Below are 25,090 nucleotides of genomic sequence, written 5' to 3'. Positions count from 1 at the left end.
ATCGCCGGTTGTGGTCGCCGGGTGCGTAGTTCTTCGTGCGGCCCTTGACCCTCACGTGACGTCAGGCTGCAGAGTCGGTGCCGTGCAAGATTACTGGACCGTGGGACGCGTGGCCGAGTTGGCCGGCGTGAGTGTTCGCACGCTGCATCACTATGACGAGACCGGGCTCGTTCGGCCGTCGGCGCGGACCCCGGCCGGGTACCGGGCCTATTCGGCGGGCGACGTGGAGCGGCTGCGGGAGGTGCTGGCCTATCGGCGGTTGGGCTTCGGGTTGCGGGAGGTTGCGGAACTGGTCGGCGACCCGTCTACCGACGTCGTCGCGCACCTGCGCCGACTGCGCGGCCTGCTGCTGGAGCGGCGTGATCGCGTTGACGCCATGGTGGCGGCCATCGACAGGGAACTCGAGGCACGGGCGGAGGGGCTGATGGTGACGCCGGAGGAGCAGCTGGAGATGCTGGGTGCACGGCTGTACGACGCGATCGGCGGCGCTTACACCGCGACACGGCGTACCGAGCCGCGGATCGCCGCACGGATCTGGGACGCGCTCGGGGACGCGCGGACGGTGCTGAACGTCGGGGCCGGCACCGGTTCCTACGAGCCTGCTGATCGCGACGTGACCGCGGTGGAGCCGTCGGCGGTCATGCGGGGGCAGCGGCCAGTTGGCTCGGCGCCGTGCGTGGCCGCCGCCGCGGAGAGCCTGCCGTTCGAGGATCACTCCTTCGACGTCGCGATGGCCGTCTCCACCGTTCACCACTGGGGGGACCCGATAGCGGGGCTGCGCGAGATGCGGCGCGTGGCCCGCCGCGTGGTGGTGCTCACGTTCGACACCGACGAACCCGGATGGCAGGACCGGTTCTGGCTTACCCGCGACTACCTGCCCGAGTTCGCCGCCGTCCTCGCGGAGTTTCCCTCGCTTGCGGGGATGGCCGACGCGATCGGCGCACGCGCTGAGTCGGTGCCCATCCCGTGGGACTGCGCTGACGGCCTGTTCGAGGCGTACTGGCGCCGACCGGGGGCGTATCTGGAGGATCACGTGCGCCGTGCGATGTCGGTGTGGACGAGGGTCGGGCGGGAGGCCGAGCAGCGGGCGGTGCGAAGCCTCAGCGACGACCTCCATTCCGGCCGGTGGGCCGAGCGCAACAGCGACCTCGCCGACCTCGACGCGGCAGATCTCGGCCTCCGCCTGCTCGTAGCTTGAATTAACTCCGGTCGCGGTCCTCTACCCGGCGCCCTTCGGGTCCACGGTGACGCGTTACTCCTGGTGGCCGGGACCGCTTGCTCAGCAGACAGGTACTCAGCAGGCATGCGGAGGGCCGTAGAGCCCGTTGACCAGTCAAGACGGGTGCGTCACCGAACCGGAACCAAGATCGTCCCGCTACCGCTGATTATCGTTCCGATACTCCCCAGGGGCCGGGGAGTAGCCGATCGGCGTCCGACAGTGTCGCTCCCGGTGGAGTCGGGCGGAGATCTTCGCGTTGGCGGCGTCGTCGCTGTCGTCGATGAATTTGGCGTAGACGCGGAAGAGTCGGCCGTCGGCCGTGGTTCCGTAGGCGTCGAGGTCCCAGCGTAGGGAGGGCGACCAGCTCGGGTGTTCTGGGCGCAGGTGGCCCGGACCAAGGACGAGATGCCGCCCCGCGGCCGTCGCGGCCAGCGCAAGTGAGTGAGCATCGCGCGCTCCAGGTATGTCCTGCACCTGAACTCCCCGCCCGCGCACTCCCTGACGCAACGTCACGAGGTCACAAACAAGTGGATCAGAGCCGTCCCAAGAGACCGTTGACAACGCGTCGGGCGCCGGCGCCTGGTCAGGTCGCGAGCCCGAGCGCCACCTGACCAGGCCGCCGCCGAAACGCGATCGCTTCGACGACGTAACGCAGGCGCTCTTGCCCGCGTAGGTGAGGACTCCTACGGTGTCTCATCTACGCCAGTAGACATCTCATGGGGGTACGCATGGCCAATACCGTGCGAGCCGCGCTGGTTCAGGCAACCTGGACCGGCGACACCGCGTCAATGGTCGACAAACACGAGAAGCACGCGCGTGAAGCCTCCCGCAGGGGTGCCCAGATCCTGGGCTTCCAGGAGGTCTTCAACGCCCCCTATTTCTGCCAGGTGCAGGAGTCCGAGCACTATTCCTGGGCCGAGCCGGTGCCCGGCGGTCCCACCATCCGGCGCATGTGCGCGCTGGCGAAGGAGATCGGCCTTGTGCTGGTGGTGCCGGTGTTCGAGGTGGAGGACTCCGGCCACTACTACAACACCGCGGCCGTCATCGACGCGGACGGCAGCTACCTGGGCAAGTACCGCAAGCACCACATCCCGCAGGTCAAGGGCTTCTGGGAGAAGTACTACTTCCGGCCCGGGAACCTGGGCTGGCCGGTGTTCGACACGGCGGCCGGCAGGATCGGCGTCTATATCTGCTATGACCGGCACTTCCCCGAGGGCTGGCGCGCGCTGGGCCTGGCCGGTGCGCAGCTCGTCTACAACCCGTCAGCCACCTCCCGCGGGTTGTCCGCCCACCTGTGGAAGCTGGAGCAACCGGCCGCCGCCGTCGCCAACGAGTACTTCATCGCCGCCATCAATCGCGTCGGCACCGAGCCGTACGGCGACAACGACTTCTACGGCACCAGCTACTTCGTCGATCCGCGCGGCCAGTTCGTCGGCGCGGTCGCCAGCGACACGGACGAGGAACTCGTCGTGCGGGACCTCGACTTCGGGATGGTCGACGAGGTGCGGCAGCAGTGGGCGTTCTACCGGGACCGGCGGCCCGACGCCTACCAAGGGCTGGTCACGCCGTGACATCGCACGACGAGCTCCTGTCGCGGCACCGGGCGGTGCTGCCCGACTGGCTCGCCCTGTACTACGAGCGGCCGATCGAGATCACCCACGGCGAGGGCCGCCACGTCTGGGACGCCGAGGGCAACCGCTACCTCGACTTCTTCGGCGGCATCCTCACCACCATGACCGCCCACGCCCTGCCCGAGGTGGCCGAGGCGGTCGTCGAGCAGGCCCGCCGGGTCCTGCACACCTCCACGCTCTACCTCAACCGGCCGATGGTGGAGCTGGCCGAGAAGGTGGCCGGCCTGTCCGGCATTCCCGACGCCCGGGTCTTCTTCACCACCTCCGGCACCGAGGCCAACGACACCGCGCTGCTGCTGGCGAGCGCGTACCGTCGCTCCAACCAGGTGCTCGCCATGCGCAACAGCTACCACGGCCGCTCCTTCTCCGCCGTCGGCATCACCGGCAACGCCGCCTGGTCGCCCACCAGTTACTCCCCCCTCCAGACCCTGTACGTGCACGGCAGCGTCCGTTCCCGCGGCCCGTTCGCCGGCCTGACCGACGGCGAGTTCATCGACGCCTGCGTCGCCGACCTGCGCGATCTGCTCGACCAGACGGGCGGCGGCGTCGCCGCGCTGATCGCCGAGCCCATCCAGGGCGTGGGCGGGTTCACCTCCGGGCCTGACGGCCTGTTCGCCGCGTTCCGCGAGGTGCTGAACGAGCGGGGCATCCTGTGGATCAGCGACGAGGTGCAAACCGGATGGGGCCGCACCGGCGAGCACTTCTGGGGCTGGCAGGCGCACGGCGCCGCCGGGCCGCCGGACATGCTGACGTTCGCCAAGGGCATCGGCAACGGCATGTCCATCGGCGGGGTGGTGGCCCGCGCGGAGGTCATGAACTGCCTGGACGCCAACTCGATCTCCACCTTCGGCGGCAGCCCTGTCACCATGGCCGCCGGCCAGGCGAACCTCGGCTATCTCCTGGAACACGATCTGCAGGGCAACGCCCGCCGCGTGGGCGCGCTGCTCATGGAGCGGCTGCGGGAGGCCGCGGCCGGTCAGGACATCGTGCGGGAGGTGCGCGGACGCGGGCTGATGATCGGCGTCGAGCTGGTCGCGCCGGGCACGGACGAGCCGAGCCCCGCGCTGGCGTCCGCCGTGGTGGAGGCCGCCCGCGAGGGCGGACTGCTGATCGGCAAGGGCGGCGGCCCCGGCGGCAGCGTGCTGCGGGTCGCACCGCCGTTGTCCCTCACCGAGGCGGAGGCCACGGAGGGCGCGGCGATTCTGGAGCGGGCACTGGCAGTGGCGAGTGCGCTGAAGGCAGCGACGGGAGGCGTGGCGTGAGCCGGACGGTGATACGCGGTGGGCTGGTGATCACCGCGGCCGACGAGGTCGAGGCGGACGTGCTGATCGAGGGCGAGAAGGTCGTCGCGCTCCTGGCGCCCGGCAGCGACGCCGCCGAGGCGTGTCAGGCCGGCGCCGACCGGATCATCGACGCCGCCGGGAAGTACGTCATCCCGGGCGGCGTCGACGCCCACACGCACATGGAGCTGCCCTTCGGCGGCACCTTCGCCTCGGACACGTTCGAGACCGGCACGATCGCCGCCGCGTGGGGCGGCACGACCACGATCGTCGACTTCGCCGTGCAGAGCAGGGGGGCCACGCTGCGCGAAGGTCTTGACGCCTGGCTCGCGAAGGCCGAGGGGAACTGCGCCGTCGACTACGGCTTCCACATGATCCTCTCGGAGGTCACCGACGGGTCCCTGAAGGAGATGAATCTCCTCGTCGACGAGGGCGTCACGTCGTTCAAGCTGTTCATGGCCTACCCGGGCGTCTTCTACAGCGACGACGGCCAGATCCTGCGTGCCATGCAGCAGGCCGCCGGCAACGGCGGAACGATCATGATGCACGCCGAGAACGGCATCGCCATCGACGTGCTGGTCGAGCAGGCGCTGGCAGCCGGCCGCACCGACCCGCGCTACCACGGCGAGGTCCGCCACGTCCTGCTGGAGGCCGAGGCCACCCACCGCGCCGTCCAGCTCGCGCGCGTCGCCGGGTCCCCTCCGCTGTACGTGGTGCACGTCTCGGCCGGCGAGGCCGTCGCCGAGCTGGCGCGGGCCCGCGACGCCGGACTGCCCGTCTTCGGCGAGACGTGCCCCCAGTACCTCTTCCTGTCCACCGACAACCTCGCCGAGCCCGGCTTCGAGGGCGCCAAGTACGTGTGCAGCACGCCGCTGCGCCCCCGCGAACAGCAGGCGGCACTGTGGCGGGGGCTGCGCACCGACGACCTGCAGGTGGTCTCCACCGACCACTGCCCGTTCTGCTTCGCCGGCCAGAAGGAACTGGGTCGCGGCGACTTCTCGAAGATCCCCAACGGCCTACCGGGCGTGGAGAACCGGATGGACCTGCTCCACCAGGCCGTCGTCGACGGCCACATCCCGCGCCGCCGCTGGATCGACATCGCCTGCGCCGCGCCCGCCCGGATGTTCGGCCTCTACGGCCGCAAGGGCACCATCGCGCCGGGCGCGGACGCCGATGTCGTCGTGTACGACCCGGCCGCCCGGCAGACGCTCTCCGCCGACACACACCACATGAACGTCGACTACTCCGCCTACGAGGGCCGGGAGATCACCGGGCGGGTGGAGACCGTGCTCTCCCGTGGCCAGGTCATCCTCGACCAGCGGCGGTTCACCGGCCGCCCGGGACACGGCCGTTTCCTGCCGCGCGGCACCTGCCAGTACCTGAGCTGAAACGCCGAGTCGAAAGGGAGGTGCTGTGGCCATGGACTTCGGACTCGTCCTGCAGGCCGACCCGCCGGCCGCGGACGTCATCGCGCTGATGCGCCGCGCCGAGGAGGCCCGCTTCACCCACGGCTGGACGTTCGACTCGGCCGTGCTCTGGCAGGAGCCCTTCGTCATCTACAGCCAGATCCTGGCCCGTACCAAGCGCCTGATCGTCGGCCCGATGGTGACCAACCCCGGCACCCGCGCCCTGGAGGTCACCGCCTCGACGTTCGCCACGCTCAACGAGATGTATGGCAACCGCACGGTCTGCGGCATCGGCCGCGGCGACTCCGCGATGCGGGTCGCCGGCCGGCCACCAGCCTCACTGGCCCGGCTCGGCCAGGCCATGGACGTCATCCGCGACCTGGCCGAGGGCCGGGAGGCGTCGGTGAACGGCACCCCCGTGCGTCTGCCGTGGGTGCCCGAGGGGGCCAGCCTCCCGATGTGGATGGCCGCGTACGGGCCAAGGGCCCTGGCGCTGGCCGGACAGCGGGCCGACGGCTTCATCCTGCAGCTCGCGGACGTCTTCCTCACCGAGTGGATGGTCAAGACGGTGCGGGCAGCGGCGGCCGAGGCCGGCCGTGACCCGGCGGCGGTGACGATCTGTGTGGCGGCCCCGGCGTACGTCACCGCGGACGCCTCGCCGGCCGCGCTCGCCCACGCCCGCGAGCAGTGCCGCTGGTTCGGCGGCATGGTCGGCAACCACGTCGCCGAGCTGGTCGCCCGTTACGGCGAGGGCTCGGGCCGGGTGCCCGACGAGCTGACCGCGTACATCAAGAAACGGCAGGGCTACGACTACACGCATCATGGCCGCGCCGGGAATCCCGACACGGCGTTCGTGCCCGACGAGATCGTGGACCGCTTCTGCGTGATCGGCCCGGTGGAGGCACACCTGGACAAGCTCAGGCAGCTGAGGGCCCTGGGCGTGGACCAGTTCGCGATCTACGACATGCACGACGCCAGGGAAACCGTCATCGACGCCTACGGCGAGCACATCATTCCCGTCCTGGGCTGACCGCCAGCCCGCCCCGATCTCACCCGCACGGCCGTTCGCCATCCCCAAAGTCCCCCGCACCACCCAGCGAAGGGCCCCCTCATGACCGACACCGTCCCCGCTGCCGCTCTGCCAGAACCCGAACCCGCGTCTCCACCCGCCGCCGGTGACCGGTTCGCCAACGCGGACCTGCGGCCCGTCCCGGCCACCGAACGCACCTGGACGACGTACAACTTCGCCGCCCTGTGGGTCGGCATGGCCGTCAACGTCCCCACCTGGACGCTGGCGTCCGGCCTGATCGGCGTCGGCATGGACTGGACACAGGCGGTGCTGACCATCGCCCTGGCCAACGTCATCGTGCTCGTCCCCATGGTGCTGACCGGCCACGTCGGCCCCAAGTACGGCATTCCCTTCCCCGTCCTGGCCCGGGCCTCCTTCGGGGTACGCGGAGCCAACCTGCCGGCCCTGATACGCGGCGTGGTGGCATGCGCCTGGTTCGGCATCCAGACCTGGGTGGGGGGCCAGAGCATCTACTTTCTGACCGGACGGCTGTTCGGCGCGGACAGCTGGTGGGCCGACGCCGGCGAGATAGCGGGCCGTCCCTGGACGCTGTGGCTGTGCTTCGTGGCGTTCTGGGTTCTGGAGATCGCCATCATCCTGCGCGGCATGGACACGCTGCGCCGCTTCGAGAACTGGGCCGCGCCGGTGATGCTGGTGGGGGCCGTGCTGCTGCTGATCTGGATCGCGAACGAGGCGGGCGGTTTCGGCCCGCTGCTCGACCAGCCCTCGCAGCTCGGCTGGGGGGCCGACTTCTGGGATGTCTTCTTCCCGTCCCTGATGGGGATGATCGGCTTCTGGTCCACGCTGTCGCTGAACATCCCCGACTTCACGCGCTTCGGCACCGGGCAACGTGCCCAGGTGTGGGGCCAGTCGCTCGGGCTGCCCACCACGATGGCCGCGTTCGCCCTGCTGTCGGTGCTGGTCACCTCGGGCTCGCAGGCGGTCTACGGCGAGCCGATCTGGGACCCCGCGGAGCTGGCGGCCCGCATGGACAGCGAACTGGCGGTGGTCTTCGCCCTCTTCGTCCTCCTGCTCGCCACCCTCACCACCAACATCGCGGCCAACCTGGTCAGTCCGGCCTACGATGCCTCCCATCTCGCACCGCGGCACATCACCTTCCGTACCGGCGCGCTGATCGCGTGCGCGGTCGGGGTGCTGATGGCGCCGTGGAAGCTGTACGAGGACCCGGACATCTACATCTTCACGTGGTTGGGCACGGTCGGCGGCCTGCTCGGCACGGTCTCGGGCATCTTCATCGCCGACTACTGGCTGCTGCGCCGCACCCGTCTCGACGTCGAGGACCTCTACCGGGCGGAAGGCCGCTACTGGTACGACCGCGGCTGGAACTGGCGAGCGCTGGCCGCCTTCGCCGCCGGTGGCCTGCTGGCGGTGGGCGGCTCGTACTCCGGCCCGTACCCGGAGAACGGCCTGATCCCGTTCCTGCAGCCACTCGCCGACTACGGCTGGGCGGTGGGGCTCGCCACCTCGCTGGCCGTGTATCTGGCGCTGATGCGCTTCGCCCCGCCGCGCGGCCAGGTCCTGGACGGAGGGGTACCGACGTCGTCGAGAGGGTGACCGACGTCCAGGGAGAGAGGCTCGCCGTCCAGGCCGGTGAGGATGAGGGCCCGCGGCACGTGCCGGAGCCTGCGGACCCGGGCGGCGCCTCGTCCGTGTGGTCCGTGGCGTCGTCGGACGGTGCCGGGAGCACGTAGAACCTCTCTCGGGCCACGCGTTGATTCCTGAGCAAGGTTGACCACGCATCCGGATCACGGGTCTCATTCCGCACGAACCGTTCCATTTCGGCGACGGTCCTCGCCCACACATGTGCCATGTCCACAACCGCGGGGGCTGCCAGCAGCAGCGGGGTGCGTTCGCCGTGGATGGAGGTCCCGACGGCCTCCTGGTCGGGGCGAGGCCAGCGTGGGAGGCGAGCTGGGCGGCGGTGGGGAGGCTGGTCACCGTCGCCGACGGTGACCAGCAGGACGCAGCGGTCCTGACGCCGACGCCGGCTGCAACCGGCAGCTCAAACAGGCGATGTTCCTTTCCATCTTCGCCTGTATGAACACCAATCCGGCCTCCGGCGCCTACAGGGGGAGGGAGGACGCACGAACTCCGGCTCCCTCAGAGTTTGCCTTCCATGAGAACCGTGCGATGCCCCCCGAGCGCGCGGGAGAGACCTTCGATGAACCCGGGGCTGAAGTCGGGCCAGTCCCAGAACTCGAAACCGAGATATCCGAAGGCGAAGTAGTCATCCGACCAGGTCCACGCAGTCAGGTCACCAGGGCGCCGACAATGCGGGCAGGCGACTGCCGCGCTGCCTGTGTCGCTCCAGTCGCTGATGGCCTCACCGAAGGGTTCCCACGTACCCTCGATCTCCTCCAGCCTGTCGGTGTAGAAATCCGCCCGCCCGGCACAATGGGGGCACACCGCGAACCTGGGTTCGCCTTGACCGCAGTCGAATACGGTGCGGCTGGTCTCGATCCTGAGTCCGTCGCTGGGCTCCCAGTCCTCCTGACCGACCGCCTTGGCCCAGGAGGGACCGGGCGGATGCCCCGACGGCGCCCCGAGAACACAGTCGGTGAGCTCGGCCCGAACGATCCCCTCCCTGACCAGCCAGTCGAGTCCGCTGTCTGCCAGGGTGCGGGCGTCCGCATGCGTGGCGTCGAGGTCGACGACGGTCTGAAAATAGTTCCCCATGGGGCAACAGTAGAAACAGCCACCGACAGGACGTCACTGAGCCCCTTGCCAACCTCAGCTTGAGGCTGCCGGGTGGAGGGTGAGGATGGCTTTGACCAGGTCGGTGGTTCGGGTGGTGCCGCACCGCAGCTTCCGCAGGAGCCGCCAGGACTTCAGGGTGGCGACGGCCCGTTCGCCGAGAGCTCGTATCCGTGCGTGGGAGCGGTTGTGGGCTCGCTGTCCGGTGGAAAGCGTCTCCCACCGACCTTGGTTGGGGACGCGGATCGTCCCGCCGACGCCCTGGTATGCCTTGTCCGCCCAGCCCGGGATGTCCTCGGTGGTCAGGGCATCGATGATGCCGTGGGCGCGGGGGGCTTTGAAGTCGTGGACCGCGCCGGGCAGTGCGGGTGCGGCCCACAGCAGTCGGCCCAGGGGATCAGCGGTGACCTGCACGTTCATGCCGTGACGGTGGTGCTTGCCGGAGTAGTACGGCCGGTCGGCGGTCATCCGGTCGCTCAGCAGCCGTGTCCCGTCAAGGGGCAGACTGGTGCAGCTCGTGGTGGTGTCCGGTGCGAAGGCCGACCGCGAACCGAGCGTCGAGCGGTGGCGTCGTTTCGATCCGGCATGGCTGCCGTGCTGCCGGTGGCAGTGGGGTATTTGTGGGGCAGCGGGCGCCAGGAGTCAGGAAGTGCCTGGTCAGGGGCTTGTACCGGGAAGACTGTAAATCTGCCGGCTCAGCGTCCCAGGTTCGAACCCTGGCGCCGCCGCAGAGTGGACAAACGCCTCTGAACTGCGTCAATGCGGGATCGGGGGGCTTTCGTTTTCTCGAACACATCGCGAGGCGGGTCTGCCCCTGTGTCCGCCTTGTCTCACCTGATCTCACGGTCAGCTTGCGGTGGCCGGTTCGGCGACGTCGAGCATGTCGATGTGGTGGCCGCTGTTCTGGGCCGTGCGCGACTCGCTGTCATTCGAAAGCGCGAGCCACCGCCCCTGGGGGCGGACGCCTGGCGGGCGGAGATCAGCTCGCCCGTCGCGTGCCTGAGTATCCGGCCGTCGCCTCGGTGGCTGGCTCAATGGCTTGCTTGTCAGGTGAGGGCGTTCCCAAGGAACGCGCCGCCTGGCCGCCTGGGCAGCCCAGGACAGGGAGCGGAAACAGTCCCTGCGGAGGCCGGCTGCCGAGATGCCTGCCTCTTCGGCAGAAGGTCCTCCGGCCGGATGCCCCGGCCGGAGGACCTTCGTTGTGCCGCCCGCCGTGAAGGGTGAGAAGACGATCACGAGCGGGACGTGGTGGTGACGGGCGTGGTCAGGGGGCGAGCAGCAGGCCCTCGCCGCGCTCCTTGGCCGCGGCGTGGCGCTTGGCCACGTCCTGCCAGTTGACGACGGCCCACATCGCGTCGATGAAGTCGACCTTCTGGTTCTTGTACTGGAGGTAGAAGGCGTGCTCCCAGGCGTCGAAGACCAGGATCGGGGTCGATCCCTGGCCGACGTTGCCCTGGTGGTCGTAGACCTGCTCGACGATCAGCCGGCCGCTCACCGGCTCGTACGCCAGCACACCCCAGCCGGAGCCCTGCGTGGTGGCCGCGGCCTTCGTGAGCTGCGCCCTGAAGCGCGCGAAGGAGCCGAAGGACTCGGCGATCGCGTCGGCCAGCTCCCCGACGCCGTCCTTCTCCAGCGGCTCACCGCCGCCGTCTCCGGTCATGTTGTGCCAGTAGATGGAGTGCAGGATGTGCCCGGAGAGGTTGAAGGCCAGGGTCTTCTCCAGGCCGGTGATCGAACCCCACGCGTCCTTGTCCCGTGCCTCCGCGAGCTGCTCCAGCGTGTCGTTGGCGCCCTTGACGTACGCGGCGTGGTGCTTGTCGTGGTGCAGCTCGATGATCTGCGGATTGATGACCGGTTCGAGCGCCGAGTAGTCGTAGGGAAGCTCCGGGAGCGTGTACACCGCCATGGCCAACATCCTCCGAGTTATTGCCAGTCATGTGCAGTTGCACGCTAGCAGCAGTTGCGGTCCCTCGCTGATCAGACGTTAGGGCCGGTGGGTTGAGGACAGCGGCGAGCAGGTGGCGGATCTCCGGGACGGTCAACGGGATCGGATCGTTGCTGCGGGCGGGGTGGTGCGAGTCGTTAGGCCGGTCCGGGCCGCACTGGCGGCGACGGCAGTCAGGAAAGCCAGGGCGAGCGTGGCGAGCGTGATGTGCCGGTGCCATGCGGTCCAGTCGCGGACCTGGTAATGGTCGAGGCCGCACCTTGGTGGGTGGCCAGCGCAGGTGGAAGGCGAGTTCGCCGGTGGTCCGGTTGCGGCGGATCAGCAGGTGGCGGTGGCTGTCGCTGCCGATGTGGATCCAGGCCCAGTCGCAGTAGCGCGGGCCCCTCGCCCCCGCCCCGGCGCTGTGCCGCTGCCAGGCCGTGGCGGGCAGGCGGCGGACGAGAACGTCGACGCGGACAGGGGTGCGGCAGTCCGAGCAGATGGGCGCGGACGGTCGTCCGTGGCTCAACTCGGCCGAACCGGCCCGCGATCCGGGTCATGGCCTGGTCGAACATCGCCCCCAGCGGGCAGGGTCTACGCTCTGGCCCACGGCCACCGCAAGATCTTCAGGAGTCCACACGACCCCCGGTGACCACGCAGCGGGCCTTACCCGTTTCCAGCCGGGTTCCCCGCAGGATCGCGAGGTCAGACTGGAGTGCCAGGTGGGTGCTGCTCCTCTTTGTGGCAGACTCAGCGGACCGTCGGAGCTGGCGGCGCGACCGCCTCGCGCAGCTCGGCGACGGCCTGGGCCATGAGCTGAGCGAGGGTGGTGTCCGGCTCGGCCAGCCAGCGGGGCATGGCGCGCCGGTGGACCGCCAGCGCCACGTCGATGATGAAGCGTGCCTTGCCGGGCTCGACGCCGCGGCGCTCGAGCGCCGGTGCCAGCGCGTCGGCGATGCCGGCGAGCTTGATCAGATCGCGCTCGGCCAGTGCCGGGTTGGCGGCGATCACTCTTCCCCGGCGTAGCAGGAACTCGCGTGGGCGGAAGATCTCCTCGGCGGTTCCCAGCGCGGTCAGCAGCGCCTCGATCGGGGTGAGGCCCGGGTCGGCCGCCTCGACCTGGGCGACGAGGTGAGCCTCGAGTTCGTTGCCGGCGAAGAGGACTTCCCGCTTGTCGGGGAAGTAGCGGTAGAAGGAGCGCTCCTTCAGGCCGGCGGCGCCCGCGATCTGCGCGACCGAGGTGCGCTCGAACCCCTGCGTCTCGAACAGCTCGAGCGCCGCGCGTTCCAGCCGGCCCTGTGCGTCGGATTCCCATCGCGGCATACCCATCAGGGTACGACAACAGGAGCTGTTATCAGCTGGTACGGTCAATGACAACAGATGCTGTTATCAGCCAGGAGATCGTCATGAAGGCTCTTCAGTTCGACCGGTTCGGTTCCCCGGACGTGATCGTGCTCCGCGACGTCCCACAGCCGGAGCCGGGACCCGGCCAGATCCGGATCGCCGTGCGGGCGTGCGGCCTGACACCGGCCGACTGGCACGTCGTCGACGGTCTCCTCGCCGACCATCTGCCGCCGCTGCCGCGCGGGCTCGGCTTCGAGGTCGCGGGCACCGTCGACGCGCTCGGTGAGGGCGCCGTCGGGGTCGAGATCGGCGACCGTGTGTTCGGCCCGGCGACCTTCGACGGCCCGACGGCCGGGGCCGCCGAGTACGCGCTGATGCCGGCCTGGGCACGCATTCCCGAGGGCGTAACCGCCGAGCAGGCCGCCGCGCTGCCGATGGCGGCCGAGACGGCGTGGCACGCGCTCGACGACCTCGGTGTCCAGCCGGGTGAGCGGCTGCTCGTCCACGGTGCGGGCACCACCGTGGGTGAGGCGGCGGTGCGCCTTGCGCTGCACCGGGGTGTCCGGGTGATCGCCACCGCCGGGCCGACCCGGGCCGCGGCCCTGGAGGAGATCGGCGCCCAGGTGACCGGCTACGGCGACGGCATGGCCGAACGCGTTGCCGCACTGGTCGGAGGCCGCGTCGACCGCGCCCTGGACACGGCCCCGACCGGTGGCCGGATCGACCGCGCCGACCACGCCAGCCCGGCCGGCGGCTCGCTGTCGACCCTGATCGACCTGACCGGGGACCCCGACCGCGTCCTCACCGTCTCGGACTTCGCCGCCGCAGCCGAACTGGGCACCCGGGTCACCCAGATCGACATGCGCTACGACCTGATGGATGAGTTTGCCCGGCTGGCCGGCGAAGGCGTCCTGGTCTATCGGTCGCCCGCGCCCGCACCTACACACTCGACCAGATCCAGGAGGCGGCGGAGCTCAGCCGGTCCCGCCGGCCCGGCGGCAAGCTCATGCTCGTCCTGTGATCGCCTTGCTGGCCTGTTCAGGCGAAAGGAGGCCACACAACGCCCGGTGATTCCCGACCAAGGTCCCTACGAGACCGCGAAGCCACACCGTCGTCCCCAGCGGCCCCGCTCCCCGCCCCCGACCCGACCCTGCTGTTCGTCAACGCGGGCATGGTCCCCTTCAAGCCCTACCCGACGGCAGCGGCGGCGGCTCACCCGACGTGGCTCAAGGCGGCGGCCTCCCGGCCGCACGACTCCCCGAACTCCTCGCCTCGGTCCCGGAAAAGGTCAGCGACGGGCCCTGGGTGCCGCGGTCGACTCGCGCTCGATGAACTCCGTGAACAGCGTGACGTCCGCGCTGTGATCGTCCTCGTCGATTTCGGCGATCAGTCGGCGGATAGCGGCTTCGCCGACCCGGTCGAGCGGGCTGCGGATGGTGGTGATCGTTGGGGTGGTGAGGCTGGAGCCGAAGATGTCGTCGAAGCCGACGATGCTCAGGTGCTCGGGCACCTCGACATCGGCGGCCTTGGCAGCCTGCAGAAGACCGATGGCCATCAGGTCGTTGTAGGCGACGACCGCGGTGACTCTGGCTGCCCGTACGCGCCTGAGGCTCTGCCGTCCGCCTTCCAGGGTCGGTATGCCGGGACCGATCTCGACGATCCCGATGTCGCGTCGTAGCGCCTCGTCGAGCAGGGTCTCCCAGCGGACCCCGCTCATCCAGGACGTGGCCGGGCCGGACAGGAAGGCGATCGAGCGGTGTCCGAGTGAGGCGAGGTGGTCCAGCGCCATCCGGATCCCCGGCAGCGGGTCGGGGACGATCCCCGGGAGCCCGGGTACCGAGCGGTTCACGAGGACCAGCGGTTTGTGCTCCGCGAGCTCCAGGATGCGGGCGTCGTCGAGTCGGGAGCCGACCAGGAGCAGGCCGTCGGTGGACAGCAGCAGCCGCTCGGCCGTCTCCGACTCGGTGTCGGGCGATTCCTGCGCGTCCGCCAGCACGAGCGTGTGGCCCTCGCTGGCGGTCACCCGCTCCGCGCCGTGGATGAGGTCGAAGTAGACCGGGTTGGTGACGTCGGAGACGATCAGCCCGATGGTGCCCGTGCGCCCGGTCGGCAACGCGCCGGCCATGGGGTTGCGGCGGTACCCGAGTTCCTCGGCGACCTCCCGGATACGCCGCTCGGTCCTGGCGTTGATGCGGCCGGGCTTGTTGAGCGCCCGCGAGACCGTGGACGGGCTCACGCCCGCCGTGCGCGCGATGTCGTAGATGGTCGCCGGCGGCTTCCGGTTGCCGGATGCGCCATGCGAGCGGACGTCGGGCGGGTCGGTCACGGGTCTCCTTCGGCGACGAACGGCCAGTATTGTGGCACATCCTCGCTCGTTGGCAACCGATTGACATGACTCTCCGCGGCGGATGCAATGGGGCACATGCGCCGAAGGAGCCGCCCATGACTGGTGGGTATCGCACGCAGCTGACCGTCGACCGTCGTCGTCTGGTCCGTCGGCACAACCCCGTGCTGACGGCGCCGCACCCCGTCTCCACCCTCACCGTGGGCAACGGCGACATCGCCATGACCGTCGACGTGTCCGGCTTGCAGACCTTCCCGAACCTCCACGAGCTGCGACCGGACCCGCGGCGTGTGGTCAGCGACGGCCGTGCGGGGCTCCCCGAGCAGCGGCGGCGGCCGTTCGACCGCGACGACTTCCAGATACCGCTGCGCACGCAGTCGAGTTGGGGCTGGTACCGCACCCGCGGCCGGCGGGAGTACGTGCTGGACGAGGCGGTCACCGCATACCCCACCGCCCGGGGGCCGGTGCCGTACCTCGACCGGATGGGCCTCCTGCGCGCCGCCGATCCCATCCCCGAGGAGTTCGAGCCCAGTGCGTGGTTCACCTACAACCCGCGGCGGGCGCACCTGGGGCGACTCGCGCTGGACGCGCTGCCGGGAGGTCCGGCGCTCGGGCATCCCGAGCGGCTGGAACGGCCGCGCACCGAGCTCGACCTGTGGTCGGGGGTGGTGCGTTCCGACTACCGGATCGACGGTGAGCCGGTCGAGGTGACCACCGTGGCCGATCCCACCGCTCACCGCTTCGCCGTGCGGGTGGTGTCACCGCTGCTCGCGCGGGGGCTCGCGGTCTCCTGGGTCTTCGACCCCCAACCGGACGATCTCGCCTGGTTCGAGCTGCCGCTCGACGAGCGCGTGCGGTGGCACGAGTTGGGGCCGGGGCGTGGGCGTGCGCACCGCGTGGTCGAGTCGTCGGAGTACGTCGTGGACGTCGTGTCCACCGGCGTGCTCTCGGCGCGGGACGGCGGGGCGCGCGTCACGGCCTCGACGGACGCGGGCGCGCTCGAACTCGTCCTCACCCTCGCGCCGTCGGTTCCCGAACCGGCGGGCGGCGAGGGGGCGGCAGCCTTCCCGGCCGTGCTGCGCGCGTCCGAGGAGTGGTGGCGGCACTACTGGATGACGGGCGCCGTGGTGAGCTTCGAGGGCAGCGTCGACGAGGCGGCGGCGGAGTTGGAGCGTCGTGTGGTGCTGTCGCAGTACCTGACGGCGGTCAACTGCGCCGGCGCGACGCCGCCCGCCGAGACCGGCCTCACCTACAACACCTGGACCGGCAAGTTCCACCTGGAGATGCACTGGTGGCACGCGGCGCACTTCCCGATGTGGGGCCGCGGCCACCTGCTCGCACGCAGTCTCGCCTGGTACCACGGCGCCCTGGGGGCGGCCCGGGAGACGGCGCGCCGGCAGGGGTACCGCGGAGCGCGTTGGCCCAAGCAGACCGATCCCTCGGCCCGGGAGTCGCCGAGCCTCATCGGCGTGTTCCTGCTCTGGCAGCAGCCGCACCTGATCCACCTGCTCGAACTGCTGCGCCGCGAGGGCCGGCCGGACGCGTTCCTCGCGGAGCACTACCCGCTCGTGGAGGCCACCGCCGATTTCATGGCCGACTTCGCGGAGGAGCGGGACGGTGAGTTCGTCCTGCCGCCGCCGCTCATACCGGCGCAGGAGAGCTACCTCGTCGACCGGGTGACCAACGCCGACCCGACCTTCGAACTCGCGTACTGGGCGTGGGCGTTGCGGATCGCGAACGAGTGGCGACGGCGACTCGGGCTGCCCGTCCGCGAGGACTGGGACCGGGTGGGGCGGCGGATGCGACGCCCCGCCCTCATGCCCGACGGGACGTACGCGGCCCTGGCGACGCCGCCCTTCCTCATTCGCAAGGACCACCCGTCGATGCTGATGGCGCTCGGATGGTTGCCCGATACGGAGGTCATCGACGCCGACGTGATGGCCGCCACCCTCGACGAGGTCTGGCGCGGCTGGGACCTGCAGTCCAGCTGGGGCTGGGACTACCCGGTCATGGCCATGACCGCGGCCCGGCTGGGAGACCTCGGTCGCGCCCTGGACGCGCTGCTGCTGCCGTCGCCCAAGAACGTCTTCCTGCCGAACGGGCACAACCCCCAGATGCCCGGCTTCCTCACGCTGTACCTCCCGGCGAACGGCGGACTGCTGGCCGCCGTGGCGCACCTGGCCGACGCGGTGGCCGCCGGCGCCCAACTGCCCCCCGGATGGCGGATGACGGCGGAGGGGTTCAGTGCGTTCCCGCGCGGCTCGCGCAGCGCCGCAACCGATTGACCAATCGTGATCGTCAAGGCGGTCTACACCTCCGCCGAGCCAGGTATTTGGCCCTTGGCATTCGATTGCCATTGACAGTGTCACGCGTGCCACCTACCGTCAGGCCGATCAACCCCCGGTGGCTTTCAAAGGTGAGGTCCCATGCGTAGAAGACGGCGTTCACGTCCCCCCAGCCGCGCCGGTCGGCCCCACTCGGTGGTGATCGTCGGGGCCCTCGCGATGGCGTCGTCGCTTGTGCTCCAGGGGTGCGCGGGTGGGGGAGACTCCGGCGCCGGCGGTCGGACCGAGCTGACCTTCCTGAACCAGTCGCGGGGCCAGGAGGCGGTGCTCACCCAGCTCGCCGAGCAGTACTCGGCGGAGACGGGCATCCGGGTCACGGTCGAGACTCCAGGGCCGTCCGACTATCTGACGAAGCTGATGGCCATGGCGCAGTCCGACTCGATGCCCGACGTCTACTCGGCGTTCAACGCGACCAACATGGCCCCGTTCTACCGGGCCGGATGGGCACTGGACCTCAGCTCGGAGCTCGAAGGGGGATGGGGTGAGAACTTCGCACCGGCGGTCATCGAGATGTCGACCTTCCCCGAGGGCAACAACCTCGACGTGCCGGCGGGCGTCTACACCGCGCACTGGGAGATCCAGTCCTACGGGTTCCTCGTCGACCCCGCGACAGCGGGCATCGACCCGGCGGCGCCGCCCGCGACGACAGCTGCCCTCATCGACGCGCTCGCCGCCTCGGGCGGCGGCAACTTCTCGGTCGCGTCCTCGCTGACGCCGCAACTGATCCAGAGCTACGCCTCCAACTGGCTGACCGACGAGGAGATCGCCGCGACCTTCGAGGGCGAGGCGAGCTGGGAGTCGGAAGGGTGGCGCAACGCCTTCCAGTTGCTGGTCGACCTGAGCGACGCCGGCGTCATATCCAACGGCTCGCTCCCCGGCGGTCTGGGCGACAATCCGACGGTCGAGACCGCGTTCTTCAACACGCACGAGGTGGGCGCGATCTTCGACGCCTCGCCGGGAGTCTCCGTGGGCCTGCGCTCCGCGCCGGACTACGACGACTACATCTCGCTGCCGGTCCCGGCGGCCGCGAACGGCACCCTCGAACCACGGGCGCTGGGCCTCGGTGGGAAGGGCGCGGTCATCAACCCGAGGGGTGACCATGTCGACGAGGCCCTGGCCTTCGTGCGGTGGCTGACGGAGCCCGAGCAACAGCGGGTGTTCGCCGAGGACGCCCGCATCCTGCCGACCAACCCGGAACTCCTGGCCGGCGAGCTGCCAAGGCAGCTCGCCGGCTACGCCTCGGCCGTCGACACCATGCAGGTGTCGCCGACCACCCCCAGCACGGACGTCAACACCGCGATCATCCGTGACGCGCAGAGCCTCGTGCTCGGCGAGCTCACGGTGGACGAGGTCCTGGCCGACCTCCAGGCGACACAGGAGCGCGTCTCATGACGTCCACCACCACGCGCCTCGCGCGGCGTTCCCACCGGGGGCACGCAGTTCGTCGACACCTACTGGGGTGGTTGTTCCTCGCCCCCGCCGTCGCCTTCATCGGCGTCTTCACGATCGTGCCGTTCGGTCAGTCCATCCTGCTCAGCTTCCAGAGCTGGGACGGCCTCAGCGCGGACGCCCCGTTCGTCGGCCTGGACAACTACGAGTTCGTCCTCCACTACGACGCGTTCTGGGACTCGATGCGGAACGTGGCGGTCTTCGCCGCGGCAGGCTTCCTCATCGGCAACGGCGTCGCCCTGGCGATGGCCACGGCCGTCAACCGGATCACCCGCGGACGTGTCTTCTTCCGCACCGTGTTCTACCTGCCCGGCGTGCTGTCGGTCGTCGTCGTCGGGCTGATCTTCTCCTCCCTGTTCAATCCGGGCTCGGGCGCGCTGAACCACGTGCTGGAACTGGTCGGGCTCGAATCCCTCCAGCAGAACTGGCTCGGCGACCCCTCCGTCGCCCTGCCGTCCGTCGCCGCCGTCTTCATCTGGTTCCACTGGGGCTTCGGCTTCCTCCTCTTCCTCGCGGGACTGCAGGACATCCCCAGGGAGCTGTACGAGGCCGCCGACCTCGACGGCGCGGGCGGCTGGGCCAAGTTCCGGTACATCACCTGGCCCCAGCTGGCGCCGGTCACCGCGATCGTCAGCCTGCTGACCCTGCTGGCCGCTCTGCAGATCTTCGGCACCGTGCAGGTGCTCACCAACGGTGGCCCCGGCGACCACACGATGGTGCCCACGCTCCTCATCTACGGGGAGGCGTTCACCAACTTCCGCTACGGCACCGCCGCGGCGATGTCGGTGATCTTCGGCGGGACGCTCGTCATCCTCTCCCTCATCCAGCTGGCCGTCTCCGCGCGGCGGTCACGGGCATGAGGGCCACCAAGAAAGCTGAGAAGGACATGGTGATGTCTGCCGAGGAGGCCGGACCGGGCGGGCGCATGGCGCGCGTCCCCGGAGACGTCTCTCCCCGCGAGGAACCACCCCGTCGTCCTCGCGTCCGTGCCGACCGCGTCGGCCTGTACGGTCTGCTCGGCGTCGCGGCGATCTTCTCGATCTTCCCGTTGCTGTGGATGCTGTCGGGCTCGCTGCAGAGCCTCGACGAACTGCTGGGCGGCGAGAACTTCATACCGAGCGAGCCACAGTGGGGCAACTACGTCACGGCGTGGGTGGACGGTGAGCTGGGAACCTACCTGCTCAACAGCATTCTCTACACGGGAACCGCGGTCCTCGGCATCCTCACGGTCTCCAGCCTGGCCGGCTACGCGCTGGCACGGCTGGAGTTCTGGGGCAAGAGCGTCTTCACCGTCGTCATCCTCGCCGTGATGATCATTCCGGCGCCGGCGATGTTCCTCTCCCAGTACAAGCTGCTCATCGAGTTCGGCCTGACCAACAGCCGTGTCGGCTACGTGCTCATCCTCATCACCTCGGGGATCCCCATGGCGACGCTCATCATGCGGAGCTTCTTCGTGAGCCAGCCGAAGGCCCTGGAAGAGGCCGCCGCCATCGACGGGGCGTCGCGGCTGAGGATCTTCGTGAGCGTCATCCTCCCGCTGGCCCGGCCGGGACTGGCCGCCGTGGCGGTGATCCAGGGGTTCGCGGCCTGGAACGAGTACCTGATGGCCCTCGTCATCTTCCACGACAACTCCCTCATGCCGATCCAACGCGGTCTGACGAGCTTCGTCTCCGCCGAGACGCCACAACAGCAGATCCTGCTCGCGGCGACCGTGATCTCGATCGTGCCGGTTGTCGTCTTCTACCTCCTCGCCCAACGGCACATCGTCAGGGGGGTCGGCGCAGGTGCCATCAAGTAGCCCGCCTCACGCCAGGGAGACAGCGTGATCCGCACCTCGTTCAACGACGACTGGCAGTTCCGCCCGAAGGTCAGTCCCTTCGCCGAACTGGCCGGCCCCACAGCTCCGTTCGAGCCGGTGACGCCGCCGCACGACGCGATGATCGGCCGCGAGCGCGAGGCCACGGCGGGCGGCGCGGGGACCGGCTGCTTTCCCGGCGGGGCGTACGAGTACCGCAAGACGTTCTTCGTGGCCGAGGAGCACCGGGGCAGGCGGATCCTGCTGGAGTTCGAGGGCGTCCACCGGGACGCCACCGTGTTCCTCAACGGCGATTACGCCGGGCAACGCCCTTACGGGTACGCGCGGTTCCTCATCGACGTCGATCCGTATCCGCGGTACGGCGAGGACAACGAGATCCGCGTGGAGTGCCGGACGCACCAGGACTCCCGCTGGCACAGCGGCGCGGGTATCCATCGCGACACCTGGCTGCACGTCGGCGACGTGGTGCGCGTCGGGCCGGACGGCGTCCGCGTCACCACCCCGGACATCGACGCAGAACGCGCGGTGGTGGAGGTCGCGACCACGGTCGAGAACGACTCGATCCAGCTCCGCACGCACCAGCTGGTCACCGAGAACCGCGACGCCACCGGGGCGGTCGTCGCGTCCGACACCGCGCTGGTCACGCTCCGGCCCAGCGAGCCGGCCACCGTTCGCCGACGGCTCTACGTGCGCGACCCGTCGCCGTGGAGCCCGGCGTCGCCCACGCTGTACACCCGCGTACCCGCAAGGCGGCTCGCCGTCGCCAGCTCGGCGCCTGCGGTGTTCTGATGACGCGGGACCGGCTGGCAGAGCACGCCGTCGCCGAGACCGCCCGTTGGACCTCGGGCGCCGGCTTCCCGCACCCCGTACGACGCGAAAGGCTGGCGTACTCGGCATGACCATCCCCTTCCCGCTTCCCCCGGGAGACCGAGAGCCGAGCCCTCATACCGGCTGGACCCGCACCCACTGGGAAGCCGTCGCCGACGGGCTGCTGACCGCCGCGTGGCGCTGGAGCACCCCGGGCGGCGCCCTGCTCGACCTTCCCGGCCGCCCCTCGGGCGCGGGCGTGCGCTCCGACGGCCTGGAGGGCTTCGCCCGGACCTTCCTCGCCGCCGCGTTCCGGGTGGCCGGTGCCGGCGGCGAGGACCCGCACGGCTGGCTCGACCGCTACGCGAGCGGCCTGGCAGCCGGCACCCGCACCCCAGGCCGCGAGGACACCGAGTCCTGGCCGCCGATACTCGACCACCTGGCCAAGGGCCAACCCATGGTCGAGTCGGCGTCCGTGGCGCTCGGCCTCCGCATGACCGCGCCGTGGCTGTGGAAGAACCTCGACGAGGACGTACAGGACCGCACCGAGGAATGGCTGCGCGGGGCCCTGCGCCACACCCCCGCACCGAACAACTGGTACCTCTTCCCCTACACCGTTGCCGGATTCCTGGAATCGGTGGGCCGCGGCGACGCCGAGACGGCCGCCGCCCGGGGACGCGCCAGGGAACTGCTGGAGGGCTGGTACGTCGGCGACGGCTGGTACTCCGACGGCGACGGACGCGCCTTCGACCACTACAACGGCTGGGCCCTGCACCTGTACCCGGTGCTCGACGCCCACCTCGGCGGATCCGAGGCGGGACCCTACGGCGCGCGGCTGCGCGAGCATCTGGACAGTTTCGCGCTGATGTTCGCCGCCGACGGTGCGCCCCTGCACTACGGTCGTTCCCTGACGTACCGCTTCGCCGCCTCGGCCGCCGTCGGCCTGGGTGCCGTCACCGGCCACACCCCGCTCACCCCTGGCGCGTCCCGTCGGCTGATCAGCGGCAGCCTGCGTCACTTCCTCGACCGTGGAGCTGTGACCGAGGACGGCCTTCTCACCCGCGGCTGGTACGGCCCGCACGAGGCGACCCTGCAGACCTACTCGGGACCGTCCTCGCCGTACTGGGCTTCCAAGGCGTTCGTCGCCCTGCTGGCCCCGCCCGACCACCCGCTGTGGACAGCCCGCGAGGAGACCTCGCCGGTCGAGGAGAACGACCGGGTCCTCGCCCTGCCGGCTCCTGGCCTGCTCGTCCAGGCCACTCGCGCCGACGGGATCGTGCGACTGCACAACCACGGCAGCGACCGCGTCCGTCCGCACGGAGGCGAAACGGCGGCCGAGGACGATCCGCACTACGGGCGGCTGGCCTACTCCACGCACACCGGACCGACCGCGCGCGGGAACATCGCGGACAACCACCTGTCCGTCGAGGTGAACGGGCGCGGCAGCGTACGGCGTCGCATCCATCCACTGGGGGCGGGGCACGGCGTCGGCTGGGGCTGGGCCGCCTCATGGCACCGGCCGGTCTTCGCCACGGGCCAGCCCATGGAACCGGGCCTTCGGGTGGAGAGCGTCACGGTGGCCCGAGGCGTCCATGAGCTGCGCGTCCACCGGGTGATCGGGGCACCGGCCGACGCCCGGGTCACGCACACGGGTTGGGCGACCGGCCCCGACGCCCCCGTCGTCTCGGCACTGCACGGCCTGTTCGGCTGGGACGACGCGGCCGAGCCGCTCCGTGCGCCACAGGGCACGGCCTACACCCGCTGGGCGCAGGTGCCCCGGCTGAGCGGGCCGGCGGCGGGCACCACGGTCCACGTCAGCCTGGCTGCCCTGACCGCCGAGCCGATCCCCCTCGGGGAGGCGGTCACCGATGTCGTGGTCGAGGACGGGCGCGTGCGCGTGACCTGGGCCGACGGCGCCCGATCGGTGATCGGGTTCGGACCGGTGACGGTCTCCCCGGAGGGGTAGGCGCGACCCGGCGGGCGAGTTCGTGATCCGACCGACGAAGTGACCACCCCGACGGCGAGGGGACAGCCATGGACCAGAACGTCCACCCCACTCGACGAACCGCGCTCGCCGGTGTCACCGCGGCCGCCGTATCGGCACTCGGACGGCCGACCCCGGCGCAGGACGGTGCTCCGGCCGGCGGCGCGGACGCGACCTGTCCGGAATGGAACAACAACCCGGACGAGTACCGGGCCGGCAGCGAGCCGGCGCACACGACGCTCATGCCCTACGCGAGCCCGCGGCAGGCGCTGCCCAGGAACAGACGTCCGGGCGAGGGTGACGGCGATGTTCTGATCGGCCTCGCAGGCGGGCGCGTCCACCCCGACGGAAGCACGCGGACGCTTCCCGCGGGGAGGCCCGCGCTGCGACTCCCGGCACAGGACGGTGGGAGGTTGAACCGGCGGTTCGCCCTCCCACCGTTCGGTGTCGACGTGCGCTCACGATCGCCCTGGTGACGCCTCGGCCGCGGAGAACACGCCGTTGCACTCACGCTGGAGGGCGATGTCGCTCCACATCGGATGGTGCGGAGCGGCGTTGGAGCACACGATCGTGCCCCATGCCCCGACCCGCGCGCTGAGGCGGACGGCCTGCCGGCAGAACTCCGCGCCGACGGGCCCTTCCTCGAAGTTGCCGCTCAGCGGGGTGTAGCCGATCCATCCCTCGCCGAAGACCAGGGGGATCCCGCGTCCGGCGCAGAGATCGGCCGCCGCGGAGATCCAGGTCTCCAGGGTGCGGAGCATGGACGCGCGGTGTTCGCCGTAGCGCTCGTACAGGAACCGGTCCCAGGCCTCGGCGTCACACCAGTCGTGCACGTAGATCTCGGGCTTGCCGACGATCGTGGCCTCCAGTCGCCATTCCTCGCCGGCCGGCGGGCGCCACTGGTCGAATGTCGGGGCGCCGGGGCGCATCAGGTCGGCGCGGGCGCGCTCCTCGTCGAAGCCGCCGTCGGTCGAGCGCAGCCCGTACCCGAGCACGAGTTCGTCGAGGACTCCGTAGACATAGGGGTGGAAGACGCCGACGTCGATGTTCTCGGGGATGCCACGGAACGCGTCCAACGGGACGCGGGCGTAGTTGACGGTGACGGGAACGTCGGGTTGGCGCTCGTGGAAGCGGGCCAGGCCGCGTTCGAGGCGCTCCCGCAGCTCCACGACGGCCGGTTCGCGTCCCGGCAGGCCCTCGGTGAGGTATCCGCCCTGGACCTCGTTGTGCAGTTCGACGAACGCGATCACCTCGGCGAGCCCCTCGGCCGCGGCGAGTTCGCAGGCGTCGGCGAGGGCGTCGGCCAGTCGGACCGGGCGGTCCTCAGGGGCGACGGCCATGAGCGCGTCGAACCAACGCCGGTCGCCGGCGAAGGAGCTGCTCTGCTGGTACTCCCAGCTGGAGAGGATCACCACGACCCCGTGGCGCTTGGCGGCGCGCAGCAGCGCGAGCAGCTGGGCCCTGGGGTCGAGCCGGACCCGGTGGCGTATGTCGTACCAGCGGGTGCCCTGGCCGTACTCGCCGCCGAGTGGGCCGAACTCCGTTTCTCCCGAGAGCCCCGAGCCGAAGACCAGGTACGGCATGGCGCAGATCCGGATGGTGTTGTAGCCGCGCTCGACGGCCTCGGTGAAGGCGCGGTCGAGGTCCTCGAAGGGCTCGCCCGGGCCGGTGCGGGTGTACCAGCTGAAGTCCCACAGGGTGATGGTGAGGCGATCCGGCAGGTGTCGCGGGAGGGGTACGGGGGTGTAGGTCATCTT

General features: G+C 70.4%; 18 protein-coding genes, 1 tRNA gene and 3 pseudogenes. 16 read left to right on the top strand and 6 right to left on the bottom strand.

What is annotated here, in order from left to right:
- Positions 1–100 precede the first annotated feature (100 nt).
- From ACFWI8_RS01050 to ACFWI8_RS01025, 6 genes are all read left to right on the top strand, one after another.
- A complete protein-coding gene (locus tag ACFWI8_RS01050) occupies positions 101–1,198 on the top strand; it encodes a MerR family transcriptional regulator (RefSeq protein ID WP_387084301.1) in 1,098 nt (365 codons plus the stop codon).
- A gap of 749 nt (positions 1,199–1,947) precedes the next feature.
- The gene (locus ACFWI8_RS01045; protein WP_387084145.1) at positions 1,948–2,790 is read left to right on the top strand and encodes a nitrilase-related carbon-nitrogen hydrolase; all 843 of its coding nucleotides are present in this window, start codon (positions 1,948–1,950) and stop codon (positions 2,788–2,790) included.
- On the top strand, positions 2,787–4,112 hold the full coding sequence (locus ACFWI8_RS01040) for an aspartate aminotransferase family protein (protein ID WP_387084143.1): 1,326 nt from the start codon (positions 2,787–2,789) through the stop codon (positions 4,110–4,112). The genes ACFWI8_RS01045 and ACFWI8_RS01040 overlap by 4 nt, the downstream gene beginning before the upstream one ends.
- Positions 4,109–5,518, top strand: a complete 1,410-nt coding sequence (hydA, locus tag ACFWI8_RS01035; RefSeq protein WP_387084141.1) for a dihydropyrimidinase — start codon at positions 4,109–4,111, stop codon at positions 5,516–5,518. Before ACFWI8_RS01040 ends, hydA begins: the two co-directional genes overlap by 4 nt.
- A 31-nt stretch (positions 5,519–5,549) precedes the next feature.
- Positions 5,550–6,566: a TIGR03842 family LLM class F420-dependent oxidoreductase gene (locus tag ACFWI8_RS01030; RefSeq protein WP_387084139.1), complete on the top strand. Its 1,017-nt coding sequence runs from the start codon at positions 5,550–5,552 to the stop codon at positions 6,564–6,566.
- A gap of 81 nt (positions 6,567–6,647) precedes the next feature.
- The gene (locus ACFWI8_RS01025) at positions 6,648–8,180 is read left to right on the top strand and encodes an NCS1 family nucleobase:cation symporter-1 (RefSeq protein ID WP_387084137.1); all 1,533 of its coding nucleotides are present in this window, start codon (positions 6,648–6,650) and stop codon (positions 8,178–8,180) included.
- Between the two features lie 546 nt (positions 8,181–8,726).
- Here ACFWI8_RS01025 and ACFWI8_RS01020 read toward each other — a convergent pair.
- Together ACFWI8_RS01020 and ACFWI8_RS01015 are read right to left on the bottom strand one after the other, a co-directional pair.
- Positions 8,727–9,302 (bottom strand): hypothetical protein, encoded by a 576-nt coding sequence (locus tag ACFWI8_RS01020; protein WP_387084136.1) that lies wholly within the window; start codon positions 9,300–9,302, stop codon positions 8,727–8,729.
- 54 nt (positions 9,303–9,356) lie between these two features.
- Positions 9,357–9,821 (bottom strand): annotated as a pseudogene (locus ACFWI8_RS01015) (transposase family protein); the annotation flags it as partial.
- A 123-nt stretch (positions 9,822–9,944) separates the two neighbouring features.
- Between ACFWI8_RS01015 and ACFWI8_RS01010 the strand changes: the two are divergent.
- Positions 9,945–10,048, top strand: a tRNA-Tyr gene (locus ACFWI8_RS01010).
- 536 nt (positions 10,049–10,584) lie between these two features.
- Here ACFWI8_RS01010 and ACFWI8_RS01005 read toward each other — a convergent pair.
- On the bottom strand, positions 10,585–11,226 hold the full coding sequence (locus ACFWI8_RS01005) for a superoxide dismutase (RefSeq protein WP_387084134.1): 642 nt from the start codon (positions 11,224–11,226) through the stop codon (positions 10,585–10,587).
- Positions 11,227–11,994: 768 nt separating this feature from the next.
- Positions 11,995–12,567, bottom strand: a complete 573-nt coding sequence (locus ACFWI8_RS01000) for a TetR/AcrR family transcriptional regulator (protein WP_387084132.1) — start codon at positions 12,565–12,567, stop codon at positions 11,995–11,997.
- A 47-nt stretch (positions 12,568–12,614) separates the two neighbouring features.
- Here ACFWI8_RS01000 and ACFWI8_RS00995 point away from each other — a divergent pair.
- Both ACFWI8_RS00995 and ACFWI8_RS00990 read left to right on the top strand, forming a co-directional pair.
- Positions 12,615–12,911, top strand: a pseudogene (locus ACFWI8_RS00995) (alcohol dehydrogenase catalytic domain-containing protein); the annotation flags it as partial.
- Between the two features lie 775 nt (positions 12,912–13,686).
- Positions 13,687–13,828: pseudogene (locus ACFWI8_RS00990) on the top strand (alanine--tRNA ligase-related protein); the annotation flags it as partial.
- Between the two features lie 48 nt (positions 13,829–13,876).
- Here the strand turns inward: ACFWI8_RS00990 and ACFWI8_RS00985 are convergent.
- Positions 13,877–14,914 carry a LacI family DNA-binding transcriptional regulator gene (locus ACFWI8_RS00985; RefSeq protein WP_387084130.1) on the bottom strand — a complete coding sequence of 346 codons (1,038 nt, stop codon included), beginning with the start codon at positions 14,912–14,914 and terminating at the stop codon, positions 13,877–13,879.
- A gap of 116 nt (positions 14,915–15,030) precedes the next feature.
- Here ACFWI8_RS00985 and ACFWI8_RS00980 point away from each other — a divergent pair, with 116 nt between their 5' ends.
- The 7 genes from ACFWI8_RS00980 (at position 15,031) to ACFWI8_RS00950 (ending at position 23,809) form a co-directional block, all read left to right on the top strand.
- A complete protein-coding gene (locus tag ACFWI8_RS00980) occupies positions 15,031–17,217 on the top strand; it encodes a hypothetical protein (RefSeq protein WP_387084128.1) in 2,187 nt (728 codons plus the stop codon).
- Between the two features lie 219 nt (positions 17,218–17,436).
- Positions 17,437–18,669, top strand: a complete 1,233-nt coding sequence (locus tag ACFWI8_RS00975; protein WP_387084125.1) for an ABC transporter substrate-binding protein — start codon at positions 17,437–17,439, stop codon at positions 18,667–18,669.
- Positions 18,666–19,586 carry a carbohydrate ABC transporter permease gene (locus tag ACFWI8_RS00970; RefSeq protein WP_387084122.1) on the top strand — a complete coding sequence of 307 codons (921 nt, stop codon included), beginning with the start codon at positions 18,666–18,668 and terminating at the stop codon, positions 19,584–19,586. The genes ACFWI8_RS00975 and ACFWI8_RS00970 overlap by 4 nt, the downstream gene beginning before the upstream one ends.
- 32 nt (positions 19,587–19,618) lie before the next feature.
- Positions 19,619–20,524 carry a carbohydrate ABC transporter permease gene (locus ACFWI8_RS00965; RefSeq protein ID WP_387084120.1) on the top strand — a complete coding sequence of 302 codons (906 nt, stop codon included), beginning with the start codon at positions 19,619–19,621 and terminating at the stop codon, positions 20,522–20,524.
- Between the two features lie 24 nt (positions 20,525–20,548).
- Complete coding sequence (locus tag ACFWI8_RS00960; RefSeq protein ID WP_387084118.1) at positions 20,549–21,331, top strand: sugar-binding domain-containing protein; 783 nt, start codon at positions 20,549–20,551, stop codon at positions 21,329–21,331.
- A gap of 106 nt (positions 21,332–21,437) precedes the next feature.
- A complete protein-coding gene (locus ACFWI8_RS00955; RefSeq protein ID WP_387084116.1) occupies positions 21,438–23,315 on the top strand; it encodes a DUF2264 domain-containing protein in 1,878 nt (625 codons plus the stop codon).
- Positions 23,316–23,383: 68 nt separating this feature from the next.
- Complete coding sequence (locus ACFWI8_RS00950; protein WP_387084114.1) at positions 23,384–23,809, top strand: hypothetical protein; 426 nt, start codon at positions 23,384–23,386, stop codon at positions 23,807–23,809.
- Here ACFWI8_RS00950 and ACFWI8_RS00945 read toward each other — a convergent pair.
- Positions 23,792–25,087, bottom strand: coding sequence for a cellulase-like family protein (locus ACFWI8_RS00945; protein WP_387084112.1), 1,296 nt, complete (start codon positions 25,085–25,087; stop codon positions 23,792–23,794). The genes ACFWI8_RS00950 and ACFWI8_RS00945 overlap by 18 nt on opposite strands.
- Positions 25,088–25,090: the final 3 nt, after the last annotated feature.

It is taken from the genome of Streptomyces sp. NPDC127098, assembly GCF_042722465.1.
Classification (GTDB): domain Bacteria; phylum Actinomycetota; class Actinomycetes; order Streptomycetales; family Streptomycetaceae; genus Streptomyces; species Streptomyces millisiae.
Note: the sequence above shows the minus strand (reverse complement) of the source record. Positions and strands in the feature narration are given on the sequence as shown.